13 protein-coding genes are annotated in these 17,230 nt (G+C 41.9%); 1 reads left to right on the top strand and 12 read right to left on the bottom strand.

Translation table 11 applies throughout. From position 1 onward, the window contains the following. Positions 1-109 precede the first annotated feature (109 nt). Entirely contained in the window at positions 110-2,194 is a 2,085-nt protein-coding gene (gene fusA / locus PSH48_RS15170; RefSeq protein WP_024033968.1) for an elongation factor G, read from the top strand. Between the two features lie 352 nt (positions 2,195-2,546). Here fusA and mdoH read toward each other — a convergent pair whose 3' ends face one another. The 12 genes from mdoH to PSH48_RS15110 form a co-directional block, all read right to left on the bottom strand. After that, positions 2,547-4,508: a glucans biosynthesis glucosyltransferase MdoH gene (gene mdoH / locus PSH48_RS15165; protein WP_273611818.1), complete on the bottom strand. Its 1,962-nt coding sequence runs from the start codon at positions 4,506-4,508 to the stop codon at positions 2,547-2,549. Next, positions 4,480-6,099, bottom strand: a complete 1,620-nt coding sequence (locus tag PSH48_RS15160) for a glucan biosynthesis protein (RefSeq protein ID WP_273611817.1) — start codon at positions 6,097-6,099, stop codon at positions 4,480-4,482. Before PSH48_RS15160 ends, mdoH begins: the two co-directional genes overlap by 29 nt. Before the next feature lie 325 nt (positions 6,100-6,424). Next, positions 6,425-9,154 carry an ExeM/NucH family extracellular endonuclease gene (locus PSH48_RS15155; RefSeq protein WP_273611816.1) on the bottom strand — a complete coding sequence of 910 codons (2,730 nt, stop codon included), beginning with the start codon at positions 9,152-9,154 and terminating at the stop codon, positions 6,425-6,427. A gap of 130 nt (positions 9,155-9,284) precedes the next feature. Further along, positions 9,285-10,295, bottom strand: a complete 1,011-nt coding sequence (hemB, locus tag PSH48_RS15150) for a porphobilinogen synthase (protein WP_029772896.1) — start codon at positions 10,293-10,295, stop codon at positions 9,285-9,287. A gap of 12 nt (positions 10,296-10,307) precedes the next feature. Further along, on the bottom strand, positions 10,308-12,155 hold the full coding sequence (locus PSH48_RS15145) for a sensor domain-containing diguanylate cyclase (protein ID WP_138611250.1): 1,848 nt from the start codon (positions 12,153-12,155) through the stop codon (positions 10,308-10,310). Next, the gene (locus PSH48_RS15140; RefSeq protein WP_029772894.1) at positions 12,155-12,940 is read right to left on the bottom strand and encodes a TatD family hydrolase; all 786 of its coding nucleotides are present in this window, start codon (positions 12,938-12,940) and stop codon (positions 12,155-12,157) included. Before PSH48_RS15140 ends, PSH48_RS15145 begins: the two co-directional genes overlap by 1 nt. Further along, on the bottom strand, positions 12,940-13,470 hold the full coding sequence (locus tag PSH48_RS15135) for a hypothetical protein (RefSeq protein WP_273607967.1): 531 nt from the start codon (positions 13,468-13,470) through the stop codon (positions 12,940-12,942). Before PSH48_RS15135 ends, PSH48_RS15140 begins: the two co-directional genes overlap by 1 nt. A gap of 1 nt (position 13,471) precedes the next feature. Next, positions 13,472-14,212: a twin-arginine translocase subunit TatC gene (tatC, locus tag PSH48_RS15130; RefSeq protein WP_029772892.1), complete on the bottom strand. Its 741-nt coding sequence runs from the start codon at positions 14,210-14,212 to the stop codon at positions 13,472-13,474. 48 nt (positions 14,213-14,260) lie between these two features. Beyond that, complete coding sequence (gene tatB, locus PSH48_RS15125) at positions 14,261-14,584, bottom strand: Sec-independent protein translocase protein TatB (RefSeq protein ID WP_249326079.1); 324 nt, start codon at positions 14,582-14,584, stop codon at positions 14,261-14,263. Positions 14,585-14,595: 11 nt separating this feature from the next. Beyond that, complete coding sequence (gene tatA / locus PSH48_RS15120) at positions 14,596-14,850, bottom strand: Sec-independent protein translocase subunit TatA (protein WP_004587475.1); 255 nt, start codon at positions 14,848-14,850, stop codon at positions 14,596-14,598. Positions 14,851-14,929: 79 nt separating this feature from the next. After that, the gene (gene ubiB / locus PSH48_RS15115) at positions 14,930-16,534 is read right to left on the bottom strand and encodes a ubiquinone biosynthesis regulatory protein kinase UbiB (RefSeq protein WP_029772890.1); all 1,605 of its coding nucleotides are present in this window, start codon (positions 16,532-16,534) and stop codon (positions 14,930-14,932) included. Positions 16,535-16,543: 9 nt separating this feature from the next. Further along, positions 16,544-17,227, bottom strand: coding sequence for a ubiquinone biosynthesis accessory factor UbiJ (locus PSH48_RS15110; protein WP_138611249.1), 684 nt, complete (start codon positions 17,225-17,227; stop codon positions 16,544-16,546). Between the last annotated feature and the right edge of the window lie 3 nt (positions 17,228-17,230).

The raw sequence follows: 17,230 nt of genomic DNA, 5'->3' as shown, positions 1-17,230 counted from the left end.
AAAATTTTATTGAATTGATTGCATTTTAAGCGACTTGTATGGTGATGTTCGCTTTAAGTAATGCTATACTCCCGCCGAATAATTTATCGACTTTATTAAGAGTAAAATAATGGCAGATTTATCGAAGTACAGAAACATTGGTATTTTCGCGCACGTTGATGCGGGTAAAACCACTACTACTGAGCGTATCCTGAAGCTTACAGGTACTATCCATAAAACAGGTGAGGTTCATGATGGTGAATCTACTACTGACTTCATGGATCAAGAAGCTGAGCGCGGTATTACTATCCAGTCTGCGGCAGTAAGCTGTTTCTGGAAAGATCACCGTTTCAACGTTATCGATACTCCTGGACACGTTGACTTCACAGTTGAAGTTTACCGTTCACTTAAAGTATTAGACGGCGGTGTTGGTGTATTCTGTGGTTCTGGTGGTGTTGAGCCACAATCAGAAACTAACTGGCGTTACGCTAACGAATCAGAAGTTGCACGTATTATCTTCGTAAACAAATTAGACCGTATGGGTGCTGATTTTTACCGTGTAACTGAGCAAGTACGTAAAGTACTTGGTGCTGTACCACTAGTTATGACTTTACCAATCGGTATTGAAGATGACTTCGTTGGTGTTGTAGACGTTCTTACTAAAAAAGCATACGTTTGGGATGACACTGGTCTTCCTGAAAACTACGAAATCACAGACGTTCCTGCAGACATGGTTGACAAAGTTGACGAATACCATGAAATGCTTATCGAAACTGCTGTAGAGCAAGACGATGACCTAATGGAAGCGTACATGGAAGGTGAAGTACCTTCTTTAGAAGATATCAAGCGTTGTATCCGTAAAGGTACTCGTGACCTTGCTTTCTTCCCTACATTCTGTGGTTCTGCATTCAAAAACAAAGGTGTTCAACTAGTACTTGACGCTGTTGTTGATTACTTACCATCTCCTACAGAAGTTGACCCTCAACCTCTTATGGATGAAGAAGGTAACGAAACTGGCGAGCATGCAATCGTATCTGCTGATGAGTCTTTCAAAGCATTAGCATTTAAGATCATGGATGACCGTTTTGGTGCATTAACATTCGTACGTATTTACTCAGGTAAACTTAACAAGGGTGACACTATCCTTAACTCGTTTACTGGTAAAACAGAGCGTGTTGGCCGTATGGTTGAGATGCAAGCTGACGAACGTAAAGAGTTAACTAGCGCACAAGCTGGTGACATCATTGCAATCGTAGGTATGAAAAACGTTCAAACTGGTCACACTCTATGTGATCCGAAAGACAAAGTAACTCTAGAGCCAATGGTATTCCCAACTCCAGTAATCTCGATTGCTGTACAGCCTAAAGATAAAGGCGGTAATGAGAAAATGGGTATTGCTATCGGTAAAATGGTTGCAGAAGATCCGTCTTTCCAAGTTGAGACTGATGAAGATTCAGGCGAAACTATCCTTAAAGGTATGGGTGAGCTTCACTTAGATATCAAAGTAGATATCCTTAAGCGTACTTACGGCGTAGACCTTATTGTTGGTCAACCACAGGTTGCTTACCGTGAAACTATCACTCGTGAAATCGAAGATAGCTACACGCATAAGAAACAATCTGGTGGTTCTGGTCAGTTCGGTAAAATTGATTACCGCATCAAGCCAGGCGAAGCGAATTCAGGCTTCACGTTCACTTCATCAGTTGTTGGTGGTAACGTACCGAAAGAATTCTGGCCTGCAGTTGAGAAAGGCTTCAAGTCAATGATGAACGAAGGTGTTCTAGCTGGCTTCCCAGTACTTGACGTTGAAGTAGAACTTTTCGACGGTGGCTTCCACGCCGTGGATTCATCTGCAATCGCATTCGAAATCGCTGCTAAAGGCGCTTTCCGTCAATCGATCCCTAAAGCGGGCGCACAACTTCTTGAGCCAATCATGAAAGTTGACGTGTTCACTCCAGAAGATCACGTTGGTGACGTAATCGGTGACCTTAACCGTCGTCGTGGTATGCTAAGCGACCAAGAAGCTGGTTTAACTGGCGTTCGCATTAAAGCAGACGTTCCGTTATCAGAAATGTTTGGTTACATCGGTTCACTACGTACAATGACATCAGGTCGTGGTCAGTTCTCTATGGAGTTCTCACACTACGCAGCATGTCCACAAAACGTAGCTGACACTGTAATCGCTGCAGAAAAAGAGAAAAAAGCAGCTAAGTAATTAGCTCTGTAACTCTTTAAAAAAACCCGCACATGTTGCGGGTTTTTTATTGCCTACGATTTAATTACTCTTTGAGTTAGCGTCTCTCAAAAACAGTAATACCAACATTAGCAGCCTAAATAAAAGGCTGCTTAAAGCGGTGCGCAATATATGGTATTTAAAGCTGAATTGACCGTAGGAGCAATGGCTGCTTAGCTTCGCACAGAGTGCGTAAGAGCGCTCACTTAATACAGTAAGTTATACTTGGGTTAGTGAGGCGCAGTTATGAAAGGGAAGTTGTATAGCGGCTTATTTTAGGTATAAAAAAAGGAGCAATCATGCTCCTTTTTATATTTAGTGCGTGCCCATTGCGCTAATTAAACTTCTTAATTGCTTTAGCTCTTAGCGCTTTCATCTTTGGCAAGCGAGGCTTATTAAAGCTTTGTATTGGCATAACCACTAAATGCTCTTGTGGCAGGGCTGGCACCGTTTTAGGGTATTGCCCAGGCTCTGGTACCGAAATTTCTTTTAAATGCACTTTAAGGTTGTTTAGCATAGGGTCGTTATCAACTTCGCTAGGGCAAATAAATATTCCCATTTTACGCAGTTGCACACCTAACTTAATGCTACTGGTGTAGCGTATTATTGGCGCTCCAAGTAATAGACCGAGTAATATAGGCGATAACCACCAAAAGAACACTGGCGTAAAGTAATAGGCTGTAGCACCCCATACTATGGCAACCAAGGTAGAAAATAGTGTGTAACTAAACGCTTCTTTCCACGGTACCATGCGGCCTTCGCGCGGTTGTGCATCCCACTTAACTTTTTTACCTAAAAATACACACACTACAAAGTAAGCATGAAACACCATCATAAGTGGTGCCACAATAATGGCAAATACAGTCTCTATTATTGAGCCTAGTATTAATTTAAACGAGCCGCCAAAGCGCTTATTTCTGTGCACTAGCGTGACAATTACACCCATTAATTTAGGCACCAATAATATAATAATGGTTAAATAAAGTAGTGAATCAATTAGGTCTGTTTTAGCTATTTGCCACGTTGGGAATAACTGATAAACCCGATTAAAGTACACATCGCTATTTAATGCACGTGTTACCGCATCTATGGTGCTTAGTGCCAGCATAGATAACCAAATAAGCGATGAAATATAAGCGGTTGCGCCTAATAAAAAGTGAAACTTACTCATTAGCTTTAATTTAGACGAGCCTAATAAGCCAAGATGCTGAATGTTACCTTGCACCCAACGTCTGTCGCGTATGGCATAATCTAAAATGTTACTTGGTACTTCTTCGTAGCTACCTTCAATATCGCTAAGTAATAAAACATCCCAGCCTGCACTGTGCAGTAGTGAAGCTTCTACAAAGTCATGACTTAAAATTTCGCCACCAAAGGGGGCATTGCCTTCAAGCGTAGGTAAACCACAATAGTTAATAAATGCTTCAACACGAATAATGGCATTGTGGCCCCAATAATTAGCTTTGTCAGTTTGCCAAAAAGCAGAACCCGTTGCCAGCATTGGGCTGTAAAGCACAGAGGCAAATTGTAAAAAACGACCAAAGTAGGTGTCTTGACGAACTGGAATAGGAATAGTTTGAATTAAGCCAGCTTGCGGGTTGTTGATCATGCTTGTGGTCAGCTCTAGCATACATTTACCCGTCATTACGCTGTCGGCATCAAGTACAATCATGTGATCGTATTGGCTGCCCCAGCGCTCGCAAAAGTCGGTTAAGTTACCTACTTTACGGTGTTTATTATCTTCGCGGCGACGATAGAAAACCTGTTTTGCAGTATCGCCTAAACGCTCACATAAAGCATGCCACGCGCTTAGCTCGTTTTGTGCTATTTCAGGGTCTTGCGTGTCGCTAAGTAAATAAAAGTCAAAATTGGCAAGTTGCCCTGTCTCTTTTAGCGATTGTAAGCTCACTTCAAAGCCGGCAATAACACGGTGCGTGTCTTCGTTATAAATAGGCATAACTACCGCGGTTTTTTGCTGTGCAAGCGCGGCATTGTCAAACTCAATAGGCTTAATGCGTCTTAGGGTGAGCGGGTCAATACGAAATAATTGCAGTACAAATCCTATCGTGCCGCTACAAAATGCCGTAACAATCCATGCAAAGGTTATTGAAAATAAAACCAATAGTGCGTATTCAAGCAAGGTCATTCCGTTTGAGCTTAAAATTTCAAACATAATGGAGATGCCGTACCCTGAAACAGTGAGTGCAGCAATAGCAAATAACCATACGCGCAGTGTTTTGAATGGCATTGGTGTGCCCTTTCCTTTATTACTTGATGTCATTTGGGTACCAAACATAGCTCCATACCTCACTAATTTCTTTATCACGAAGTTTTAACGATAAACGCATATCTACGGGTTGATCGTCCTGTGGTGCAATTTTAAACGCTACTCGCCAACCAAGAGATTTAGGAAGTTTTTGCACTGTTACATCCCTTACTTCACCTGTTGTAAGCTGAATGTCGGCTTCAAGAGTTAGCTTTTCAGACAGGTTGTTTAAATCGGGGCCTGCAAAGTCAACGGTAAACTGGCGATGGCTTTGCGGTGGTGGATTATCTTCACCTGGCAGCGCTGCGCTACCAATGCGCGTGCGTGTTACACGCGCCTTTTGGTGTTGAGTTAAATGGGCGTTAAAGGTGCTCATTTTGTAGCTTAGCTTTAATGAATCACCAGCTTTCATTGGCTTTTCAGGCACCCAGTAACTCACTATATTGTCGTTCGTTTCTGTATCTGTTGGTATTTCTACTAGCTCAACTCGGCCATTCCCCCATTCACCTTTTGGCTCTATCCACAGGCTTGGACGGTCGTGGTAGTGCGCTTCAGTATCTAGGTAATTGTTAAAGTCACGGTCACGCTGTGCTAAACCAAACCCTTTAGGGTTGGTGTACGAAAACGACGTAACGCTTAACTGTGTTGGGTTGTTAAGCGGGCGCCATACCCATTTGTTATCAGCTGACTGTGTTAACAAGCCGTCTGAGTCGTGCACTTCTGGGCGGTAGTCATCAAAAAACTTAGTGCTGTTTTCACCGTGGTAAAACATACTTGTTAAAGGGGCTACGCCTAGCTTTTTAATATCTTTACGGGCAAAAATTTGCATATCAACATCAACTAACATACTGGTTGTTGGGTCAATATCAAATTTGTAAGCACCAGATACCGAAGGGCTATCTAGCAATGCAAAAATAGTGATGTTAGTTTGCTCAGCCTGGGGCTTAACAAGCCAAAACTCTTTAAACATGGGGAATTCTTCACCCGATGTTTCGGCGGTATCGATTGCTAATCCACGTGCTGATAAACCATATACTTGATTAGGGCCAACAACTCTAAAATAAGAGGCCCCTTGAAACACCATTACCTCATCTTTGTATTCGTTTGTGTTAATTGGGTAATGTAAGCGAAAGCCTGCATGGCCTAGTTGCGTGCCGGCTACGCTTTTTGCTATTTCGTCTTTTAAAGGGGCGGCCGTGCCATCGTATTGATAAAAATCAGTACTAAAAGGTAGGCGATTACGTTTTGAGTCACCTTCTACGGTATTAATTGTTACCGGTGTTTTATATAAAAAACCAGGGTGAAAGAGTTGTAGCTGATACAGGCCTTCATCTTTCCACACTGATTTGTCCTGCTTAAATCGAATTGAGCGGTAATCTTGGTAATCAATGTTATTTAATGCTTCTAGCTCTATATTTTTTGGAGGTGCATATTCTTGTTCGGCTAGTTTTTTAGCGCGGGCGCTTATTACTTCAAATAGGCTTTCTTGCGGAATTGCTGCATCAACACTTGCTGCTATTGCCTGCGTGCTATAGCCCCAGCCAGAAAAAATAAAAAGTAGACCCAATAATGGCGTTGCTTTTTTCTGCCAAGTAGGAGGTGTTTGGGTTAATTGTTTCATTTCCATTCCTTTATAAAAACACGACTTATTTTTACGCTTAGGGTTTGTTACTTAACTACTACACAAGGGTGACGAACTTATAGTGCAACTTTTAATCCGTAAATAAAGTGTTTACATTTCAACAGTTAAATTTATTAAAAAGGGTTTTAACTACGGCTTATGTGTAAAAAATACTCATTTAATGTATTTGTTGCGCGGCTAATTCTATTAATAGTTAATAAACGGTATGGAAGATATTAAGGGTTGTTTACTGAAGCTTGTCTGAATTACATTTTTATAAGCATAAAAAAAGCCGCAAAAATGCGGCTTTAAAACAAATCACTCGTTATTTTTTCTTAAATCTGCGCACTAATGAAAGTGGCGCTAATAAAAGAGATAACCAAAGCAATGAGCCTGAGTCGTTATCGTCATCACCACGTAGGTTGTTTACTCTTACTACAACCGTTTGTGCTTCAGATACGTTACCTACACTATCCTCTGCTTGTACTGTAAGGGTAATACGATTTTCAAACTCGTAATCTACTTCGCTTGCAACAATTAACTGACCTTGCTCGTTAATTGATACAGAATCGTTACCTGATACGATAAATTTAACCACAGGTGATACATCAGCATTAGGATCGCTAAAATCAAGTGTGCCAATCACAGTGCCTACAGCGCTGTTTTCATCTACTGTGAATATTTGATCAGGTGCAATTACCGGTGTTTGCTCTTCAGGGGTAAGTACTACTTCAGATTTTATATCAACAATCACAGGGTCGTGATCAGATGCACGGTATGGTCCTTCTGCGTAAAGCGTAGATTGATGACCTTCGCTCTTAAACTCTAGGTTGTAATCAAGCACGATAGGCTCATCAGTATTGATATGCCAATCATTTGCTGCAACAACTTTGCTTAGTAAAGACTCGGTTGCTAAAGCATGGTCAAGTCTACCTGCACGGCCAGAGAAGCTATAAGAGTAGCTTAATGTATCGCCATCAAGCTCTGCGACTACGTTTTTATAGCCTTTTTCATCAAACTTACGGATTGGATCTTCCATTGCATAAGCGTTCATATCACCAACAAGAATGATATCTTCGTCATCTACGCCAGTAGGTTTGTTGTCTAACCAATCAGTAAACGCATCAGCAGCTTCGGTACGAATTTCATTCCAACAGCCTTGGCCATCACCTAGGTCGTCGTTGTTATCATCACCACAGCTCCCTTTAGATTTAAGGTGGGCTACAGAAACAGTAAATACTTCATCTGTTGAAAGTGACTTAAAGCTTTGCGCAATAGGTGCACGGTTGCTGTAATCAAACGGGTAATCAGTAGTAATAGCGGCTGTGCCTACTTCTTCTACTTTATCTGCGCGGTAAATAAGGGCTGTGGTGATTTCGTCGGTACCAATTTGGGCTACGTTAAAATCCACAAACGCGTAGTTGTTAGCGCTGTCAGCATCGTTTAATGCATTTACTAAACTTGCTATAGCACTGAACTCACCAAAGCCATCATTTTCAATTTCCATTAAGCCAACAACATCAGCTTGCATTGCACTAATAGCACTTACAAGTTTTGCTTCTTGACGTACAAACTCTTCTTCTGAGTCTGCACCACGGCTAGTAGGGAAACCACCGCCTTGGCCATCACCGTTAAAGTAGTTAAGTACGTTAAAGCTGGCGATTCGTAAATCGGCTTCTTCACTTTGCTCAGGCGCATCTTCACGTGCATTAGTCGCTATAAACTGTGGTGTAACTGTTGGGTGAATGCGATACGTGCTAAAGCTGTATGTAACTACCCCTGTTACCGCATTTACAGTATCGCCGGTACGTAGAGTATTTTCTGCCGATAGGCCTGGCGCTGGGTAAGCCGATGGATCTGAGTTTTGAGCTGTAGAGCCATCATCTAATAAGATTTTTTTAGTCAAGTTAGCCGCTTCAACAGCATTGGCTGCATCACCTGGCAATGCAACTTGAGTGCCTTGGTATAAACGCTCAGTGGCTAGTTCTACTTCACCATAGCGACCTAAGCCGAAGTTGTTAGTAACTACAAGTGTTTGATCTAGGCTCACTAGCATACCTTCATAAGCTTCTAGGTCAGCTTGGCTCTCTAAAGGTAAACTTATTGAGGTTGCAGAGGCCACTTCGTCAGTACCACATACAGCAATTTGTGTTACATCTGCTAGTTGTGTTGAATCATAGTATTCATCAACTGTGCCCTGTACGCGCACGTGGTCACCTACATTTACATCGGTATCAGTAAAGTAAACAAACAAACCTTCAGAGGTCATTGGATCGTTATCTACATCTGCAGCAAGCGAGCTCACAAAGAAACCATCTAAGCCATCTTCACCTTGAAAATCGGCAGTGACAATACCTTCAATTTCAACAAGGGTATCTACTAACGGGCTTGCTTCACCAGAACCTTGCACAGCGCTAATTAGCGTTTTATCTGCGCCACATACAAGCGGTTCTAATGGTTCTGGCTCAGGGTCTGGCGCAGGAGCCGTACCACCATCGCCAGCATGCGAGCCTAAGCCGTCAAAGGTATCCTCATCAAACTGTTCCCATTCATCGCTAGGATTAAAAGTTGCAGTTGAGTCAGTTCGACCCGTTGTGATGCTATTTTTTCTTCGTAAGGTTTTATTTTGAGTTTGTACGGTATCATCAGACCAAAAAGAGCCAGGATCAACACCCACTTGGCCAAAGCTATCAACTACCACACCATCTTTAGTTAAAACAAGGGCATCGTCACCATTGTAGTAAGTTACTGTGCTGGTTATGTCTGCAATATCAAGAATGGCAGCGTCAGCACTAGGGTTTGAAATTATATAGGTGGTATTGGCAGCCAATGTGCCTGATAAATCAATTGAGTTACCTACCGAACTACTACCATTTGAATAAAGTCCTAAAGTATAACCTTCAAGAGAAAGCTCGGTATCAGCATTGTTATAAAGCTCAATCGCTTTATTGTTGCTGCTGCCTTCGATGTATTCAGAAATGATTAGATCGGCGGAGGCTGGTGCACTGAGGCTTGCTAATACAAGCGCCAGTGGCGTTATTTTCGTTTTTAACATTTTTTATTATTCCCGTGTATTTAAATCCCAAAATGGGACACCAGTTTAGGCAATCTAAATGACAAAAAGAATACAAAAATGTTAATGATTGTAAAAAAATTAAGGCGGCGTACCGCCTTTGATAACATGTTTACTTATTTTGCAGCCATTGCGCGGCCTGCTTGGCAAAATACGTTAAAATACCATCCGCTCCGGCGCGTTTAAACGCCAGTAAAGATTCCATAATTGTGGCCTCTTCACTCAACCAGCCGTTATCGATTGCCGCTTTGTGCATTGCATATTCGCCACTGACCTGATATGCGAAAGTAGGTACACCAAATTCATCTTTAACACGACGAACAATATCAAGGTACGGCATACCGGGTTTCACCATCACCATGTCGGCGCCTTCTTGTAAATCAAGTGCTACTTCACGAATTGCCTCATCAGAGTTGGCAGGATCCATTTGATACGTTTTTTTGTCGGCCCCTTTCAAGTTACCTGCAGAGCCAACAGCGTCTCTAAACGGCCCGTAATAGCTAGAGGCATATTTAGCTGAGTAAGCCATTATGCGTGTGTGAATATGTCCATCTGCTTCAAGTGCTTCGCGAATAGCACCAATACGGCCATCCATCATGTCAGAGGGTGCAACCACATCTGCGCCTGCCTCGGCGTGCGAAAGCGCCTGCTTAACAAGAATTTCAGTGGTTATGTCATTAATTACATAACCTTCATCATCAATAATGCCGTCTTGGCCATGAGTAGTGAATGGGTCAAGGGCTACATCGGTAATAACCCCAAGCTCAGGGAAAGCTTCTTTTAAAGCACGAACAGTGCGTTGTGCTAAGCCATCTTCACTGTAGGCTTCTTCGGCCATCAAAGACTTTTTGTCAGCAGGGGTCACCGGAAAAATAGCGACGGCAGGTACACCTAAATCTACAAGCTCTTTAGCTTCTTCAAGCAATAAATCAATTGATAAACGTTCAATTCCTGGCATTGATTCAATTGCTTCGCGGCGGTTTTTACCTTCAAGTACAAATACCGGAAAAATTAAATCGTTTACCGATAGTTGGTTTTCGGCCATTAAACGGCGAGAAAAATCACTGCGGCGCATTCTACGCATGCGGGTATATGGGAAAAGGTCGAGTCCTGATTGGGCCATGTTACTAAGCTCCTACTGTGGAATTGGAAAACTAATTACTTGATTTCGGCCATGTTGTTTAGCGAAATAGAGCGCTTTATCTGCGTCGTCTGTAAATAGCTCAGGGTTACTAATATCGTTTACTACAGCGCTGTTTACGCCAGCACTAATGGTTACTTTTACGGATGTTCCGGCTACGTTTACGGTATTACTCTCTACGGCTTGGCGAATTCTTTCAGCAATATCAACAGCCCCCTCTTTTGGGGTGTTAGGTAGTAAAACAACAAACTCTTCGCCGCCGTAGCGAGCCACTTCATCCAACGGGCGTTTTAAGTGCTGTTTTATAATGTCGGCTACAGCGCGTATTACTTGGTCGCCGGTTAAGTGCCCGTAGTTATCATTTACGCGTTTAAACCGGTCTATATCGAGCATAATCATACTCAAAGGCGTTTGTTCACGCCGAGAGCGACGCAGTTCCATCACTAATTTTTTATCAAAAAAGCGACGATTTTTAACTCCGCTCAGCGCGTCTTCCATATTAAGTAGCTCAAGCTCGCGGTTTTTATCCTCTAGTTCGCGCAAAGTGACTTGTAACTCAAAGGTGCGCTCATCAACTAACGACTCTAATTCTTTTTGTGTTTGGGCTTGCAGCGCGAGTCGCTCATTTAATAGTGTATCTTGGGCTGCATTTTCAGCAATCAAGGTTTGTTGAGCAATAACTTGTTCATCACGCTCTAAAATAAAGCGCTTCATAACGCCATAACATAGGCAAAATGTACTACCAAAAAAACATATAAAAACAAAAGCTAAGCTACTTCTACCTAAAGGGTATAAGCCAAATACAGCAATAATAAGGTACACCATAACAAGTAAAAATAGCATGAGTGCAATTAGCAGTGCTTGAATTGGTTTTGAAGGCGCATTTTGCTGGCAGATGTAGGCGCTTACCAAGCAATAAATAATAACAATCGGGCTCGCCAGTAAGCTAAATGGGGTAAACACTGTGCTAGGTAAAGCCCACATAAACAACAGGCTAATTGCGAAAATATTAGCAACAATGGTTTGCCATTTTAGTAGTTTAGAGGCTTTAGGTTGGCACAGTTGTTTTTGTAGCGGCACAAAAGCAAGCGTAGTGAGCATTAGTAAAACTGGTATCATTACTTGCTGTAATGAAGGCGAATTTGGATGAAAATAACGAGCGCCAAAACCGCATAAATAAGCCAGTAGCACACCTAAGGTCAGCGTAATAATACCTGCATAAGCAAAATACAACTTGCGCGAAAACCCATACAAAACCAAGCAACTTATGGCCAATGAAAATAAAAAACCAATGAGTAAGCCATAAATTAAATTAAGTTTACCTTTATGCGCTAGGTAGGCATCTGGTTGCCATAAAGTCAGCGGGATGCGTAGCCCAGCACTGTTGTTAACCTTCATTATTACGGTGCTAATACTATTTGCCGGCAGCCTCAAGGTTGCTAATAAAGATTCACTTTTTATTAGCCGTGATGAGAGCTTAAAGTTATCGCCAGTTTGCATGTGTGAGAGCAGTGCTGAATTATAAAAATGAAAAATTTGCGCTTCATTTAACAGCGGGTTATCGAGCGATAAAATAGGGCTTATATTGTTATTTAAGGTATTTTTAACTGTAAACTTGACCCATACAGGGCGTTGTTCAAACCCTAAATTTAATGGCTTATCACTTACTGTTTGCCAGTCGCTAACCTCATGGTAGGCATTGTTTGCTGTGGTGGGCGTAAACGAATAGCTCAGGGTGTCTATTTTTATTGATTTAAAATTTTCAGAAATTACGGGGTTTGCAACACTGCAAAATGAACAAAGGAGCATAAATAGGCTAAATAGCGCCTTTGGGCTTGTCATTAGCGACTTGCTATATCAAATAAGCTATAAAAGTTAGCCGTACTATGGGCGGCAATAGTACTTGGTTCAACGTTATAAAGCTTAGCGAGTGTTTCACACACATAACTAAGATAGGCGGGCTCATTTTTACGTGATTTTGGTTTAGGGGTTATTGTGCGTGGAATTAAAAAAGGCGCATCGGTTTCTATTAATAACCGCTCAAGCGGGATACTTGGCACCAATTGTTGCAATGCTTTACCGCGGCGCTCGTCACACACCCACCCAGTAATGCCAATATAAAGGCCTAATTCTAAATAGTCTTTAAGTGCTTGGGCATTGCCTGTAAAGCAATGCAGCACACCACGTACGTTATAGTTAGCCAAAATATTTAGCATATCTTCGCTTGCGTCACGTTCGTGTAAATAAACAGGTAGGTTTAGTTTTTCGGCTAACGCTAACTGGCGTTTTAATACGCTGCGCTGAATATCGCGAGGAGAAAAATCGCGATTATAATCAAGCCCACACTCACCAATGGCCACAACGCAATCGTTACTAGCAAGCTGCGTTAAAGTGGTTTCAAGTTCATCGGTGGCGTCTTTAGCGTCATGTGGATGCACGCCAGCAGTAGAAAACTGATTATATTGTTTTGCTAATGCAAGCGATTGTTCGCTACTAGGCACATCGCAGCCGATCAGTAACATAGCTTGCACGCCCGCGGCATTTGCGCGGGCAATAATGGCCTGATGCTCACCTTCAAACTGGTGATTGGTTAAATTAACGCCGGCATCAACTAACGTGTAGGTCATTACTGAGTGCGCTTCACACGGATTGAGCGGTTTTGACCATCTTTACGAAGTAAAAAAGAATTAAATACACCGCGGCTAATAACCACTGTGTCTGACTCTTTTAATTTAAGACTGTCAGAGCCAATTTGACGCCATTGCTGATCGTTATCAAGGGTAATAATGAGCTCGCCATAAGGAGCTTTTCTAACTGATGATACTGACGCTGTGATATTTTCGTCTTTATCTTTAGTGATCTCTTTATGCTCAAGGCCAAAATCATCTGCTTTAGCAGCAGGCGCTGCTTTAGAAACAGCTGCAACAGGTGCACTTACGTTTGGCGATACATTGGTTACGGCTTTTGGTGGGGTAAGGGTTTTTTTCTCACTAGGTTTAGTAAGCGGTTTACCTGCCACTGTGTTGTCATAACATAGTAAACGGTAAAAGTCGTTTTCAATAAAGCTACATGCTTGCAAAGCTTGCACGTTAATTTCTTGCGCTGCAAACGTCGGTGCGCTTAGTAAAACCAGTAGTGAGAGTAGTTGTTTTTTCATTTTATTCCTCAGATTCCTGTTGTTCTTTAGCGCTATAAAATTTCGCTAAAATTAACCCTAGCTCAAATAAAAGCAGCATAGGAATTGCTAATAGTGTTTGTGATAACACATCGGGCGGTGTTAAAAACATCGCCACAACAAATACACCAACCACAATATAAGGGCGTTTTTGCTTTAAACTCTGCGTGGTTGTAGCGCCACTCCAACATAGCAACATTATGGCTACGGGTATTTCAAACGCCACACCAAATGCAAAAAATAGCTTAAGTACAAATCCTAAATAGCTACTAATATCCGGTGCTAGGGTCATCATTTGCGGCCCTACACTAGTAAAAAAGCCTAATATAATAGGGAGCACTATAAAGTAGCAAAAAGCGATACCGCCATAAAATAGCAAAATACTCGAGGCCAAAATTGGCATTAGCATGCGTTTTTCGTGTTGGTATAAGCCAGGTGCTATAAATCCCCAAATTTGATGCAATATCCACGGAATAGCGCCAAACAAAGCAACAAATAGCGTTAGTTTAAACGGTGCAAAAAACGGTGCCGTAACATCGGTAGCTATCATAGTGGCAGTGCTTGGTAAATGTGCGACTAAAGGGGCGGCTACAAACTCATATATATCATTGGCAAAATACACTAGGCCAATAAATATCACTAAAATACTAAAAAGTGATTTAATAAGCCGATCGCGCAGCTCAATTAAGTGAGCGACGAACCCTGATTTAGCTTGTTCAGACATTATTTTTTATACCACGTAATAAGTTGACCACAAATAGGGGAATTAATTTCACTTTTTTTCATCGAGTTGTTCGTTAGATGACATGCTTGAAGTGTTTTTATAGCTATGAGTAACCGACTGCGCTGCTTTTTGCAGTTCATCAACCGATTGTTGTAGCTCAGGGCTTAAATCTTTAAGCTCTTGTTGCTCTGCTTTTTTTAGGTTTTCGTGAAGCTCGTGTATGCGTAGCTCTTCACTCACTTCTGCTTTAACTGAGTTGGCCATCGACTTAACGGTTTTTACCCAGCGCATTACGGTGCGAATGGCAACCGGTAACCGCTCAGGGCCAAGTACCACTAGGCCAACAATAAAAACAACAACGAGCTCCCACATTCCCATATTGCTTAAACCTTAGTATCGTCTTTGGTTTTTTCAGTGCTTTGTGTCTGTGTTGGCGCTGCTTTTTGAGACTCTTGGATTTGCTCAGCTTTTTCGCTTTCAGTCTCTTTAGTTTGATCATCAGACATGGCTTTTTTAAACCCTTTTACTGCACCGCCTAAGTCACCACCCATGCCGCGTAGTTTTTTAGTACCAAAAAGAAGTACGATAATCGCTAAAACAATCAATAATTGCCAAATACTAATGCCACCTAAACCCATGGTTATCTCCAACTGATAAATGCTTAAATGTTTATTTTAAGTACTAATTATACGCACTGTGGCATAAATAGCACTTAGTTTATGTGTTACGCCACGCCACAATAAAGCTAATTGCAGACGCTGCTAATGTTACGCCTGCCGCTATGAGGTCGTGCTGCAGATAACACAGTGCCGATACAATTAGTGTAGCACTGCCAAATAGGCTAAGTACTAGCGCTTTGTGTGACACTTTACTTGGCTGAGAATGCTGCATTTGCGGACTACGTTTTAAATTTTGATAAATTAAATCAGGTAGTTCTGGCATTTTTTCAGCCCAAAATGGCAAGTTAGCATACATTTGTTTCATTACTGATAACGGTCCAACTTGTTGTTTTACCCAATCTTCTAAAAATGGCTTAGCGGTTTTCCACAAATCAAGCTGAGGATAAAGCTGACGCCCTAAGCCCTCAACGTATAATAACGTTTTTTGTAATAATACTAACTGCGGCTGTACTTGCATGTTAAAGCGGCGTGCGGTGTTAAATAAATTAACGAGTACATGGCCAAACGATATCTCAGCTAGCGGCTTATTAAATATAGGTTCGCACACGGTACGAATTGCAAATTCAAACTCTTCTATGCTGGTATCGGGCGGAACCCAGCCCGAGTCAACATGTAGCTGAGCAACTTGGCGGTAGTCACGATTAAAAAAGGCGATAAAGTTTTCTGCGAGATAGCGTTTATCTTCTTTGTTTAATGTGCCAACAATGCCACAGTCGATACCAATATACATGGGGTTTTCAGGGTGCTCGCGAGAGACAAATATATTGCCAGGGTGCATATCAGCATGAAAAAAACTGTCTCTAAATACTTGGGTAAAAAACACTTCTACACCGCGCTCAGCGAGTAATTTCATATTGGTATTTTGCGCAATTAACGACTCAGTATCTGAGACCGGGATTCCGTAAATACGCTCCATAACCAAAACGTTACTGCGGCTATAATCGCTATAAACAGCCGGGATATATAACGAATCAGAGCCTTCAAAGTTACGCTTAAGTTGTATGCCATTTGCGCCTTCGCGCATTAAATCGAGCTCATCTAACAAGGTTTTTTTATACTCTTTGACCACTTCGACAGGGCGTAACCTTTTTGCTTCGCTGTGTACATTGGCAAGTACTTTAGCGAGCTTTTCCATAAGTGCTAAGTCGGCATTAATTTGTGTTTTTATGTTTGGCCTAATCACTTTTATAACAACATCTTGGGTATTGTTATGAGCATCAACTAGCTTAGCAGTATGCACTTGTGCAATGGACGCTGAGGCCAATGGGGTTTGCGAAAACTCACTAAACAACTGGTTTATATCGCTAATTTCGAGCGCTTTTTCAATTATTTTTTGGGCAAGTTCGCCTTCAAAGGGCTCGACTTGGTCTTGCAAAAAAGCAAGCTCTAGCGCAATGTCGTGAGGAAGTAAGTCTCGGCGGGTAGAAAGCATTTGGCCAAACTTAATCCACACAGGGCCAAGCTCTTGCAAGGCTAAGCGCAGTCGCAAGCCCGCGGGCTTATTTTTGTGCTGGTTACGTAACCAAAACAAGCTACCACGCGCAATTTTAGCGTACCAAGGTATTTTTTGTTTTGGTATTAACTCATCTAGTCCGTAGCTAAGTAATGTTTTAGTGATGTAATACAATCGAGCAGTCGACACAAAAAATCCTTAGCGGCTGTTGGTGTTAGAAGAGTTGATTAATGCATTTATGCGTTGTTCAATAGCGGCCACTTGCCCTTTTAACACTCTGTTTTGTTGTTTAAATTGCTCAAGCTCTAAAGGGTGAATAGTTACAGCGAGCTCATCTTGGCATAGGCTGGTTAATGTGGTGCTAATTTGCTGACGTGCTTTACGCTCTTTACTGCGTAAAGCGTTTAGCTGTATGTAAAGTTGTTGTGCGGGCGCATCGCCAATATAGTGCGATAGTTGCTCAGGCCAATCTATATCTAGCCCAGAAAATGCGGCGCTGTAAGCCTGAGCGACGTTTAAGTCGCCTTGCAGGTCTAGCTTATCTTGACGAATGAGTTGTGTAAGCATGGCTGGGTCTTTAAGCGCCATAAGAGTATCTATATCTGCGCTGATCATACACTCTGCGCTATTTTCATCGCTGGCACTGTAAAGGTGTAATAGTTTACCATCAAAGGTTAATACTATTTGCTGCTGCCAATTGCGGATTTCGACCTTTAATGGTTTGTGCTTAACGGCACTGAGCTTATCTACTAAGGTGGCGTCGAGTTGCAGTACCTTATTAAGCACTCGCTCTATAAGCGAAAGTACAAAATTAGGTAACATAAAAAACTGCGAATCGGGTTTTGCTGCGATTACATGCTCGCTTTTTTGCTCAAACGCCATAAC

It is taken from the genome of Pseudoalteromonas sp. Angola-4, from assembly GCF_028599265.1.
Lineage (GTDB): Bacteria > Pseudomonadota > Gammaproteobacteria > Enterobacterales > Alteromonadaceae > Pseudoalteromonas > Pseudoalteromonas atlantica.
The sequence above is the reverse complement of the archived record's forward strand: the minus strand, read 5'-3'. Positions and strand labels throughout refer to the sequence as shown.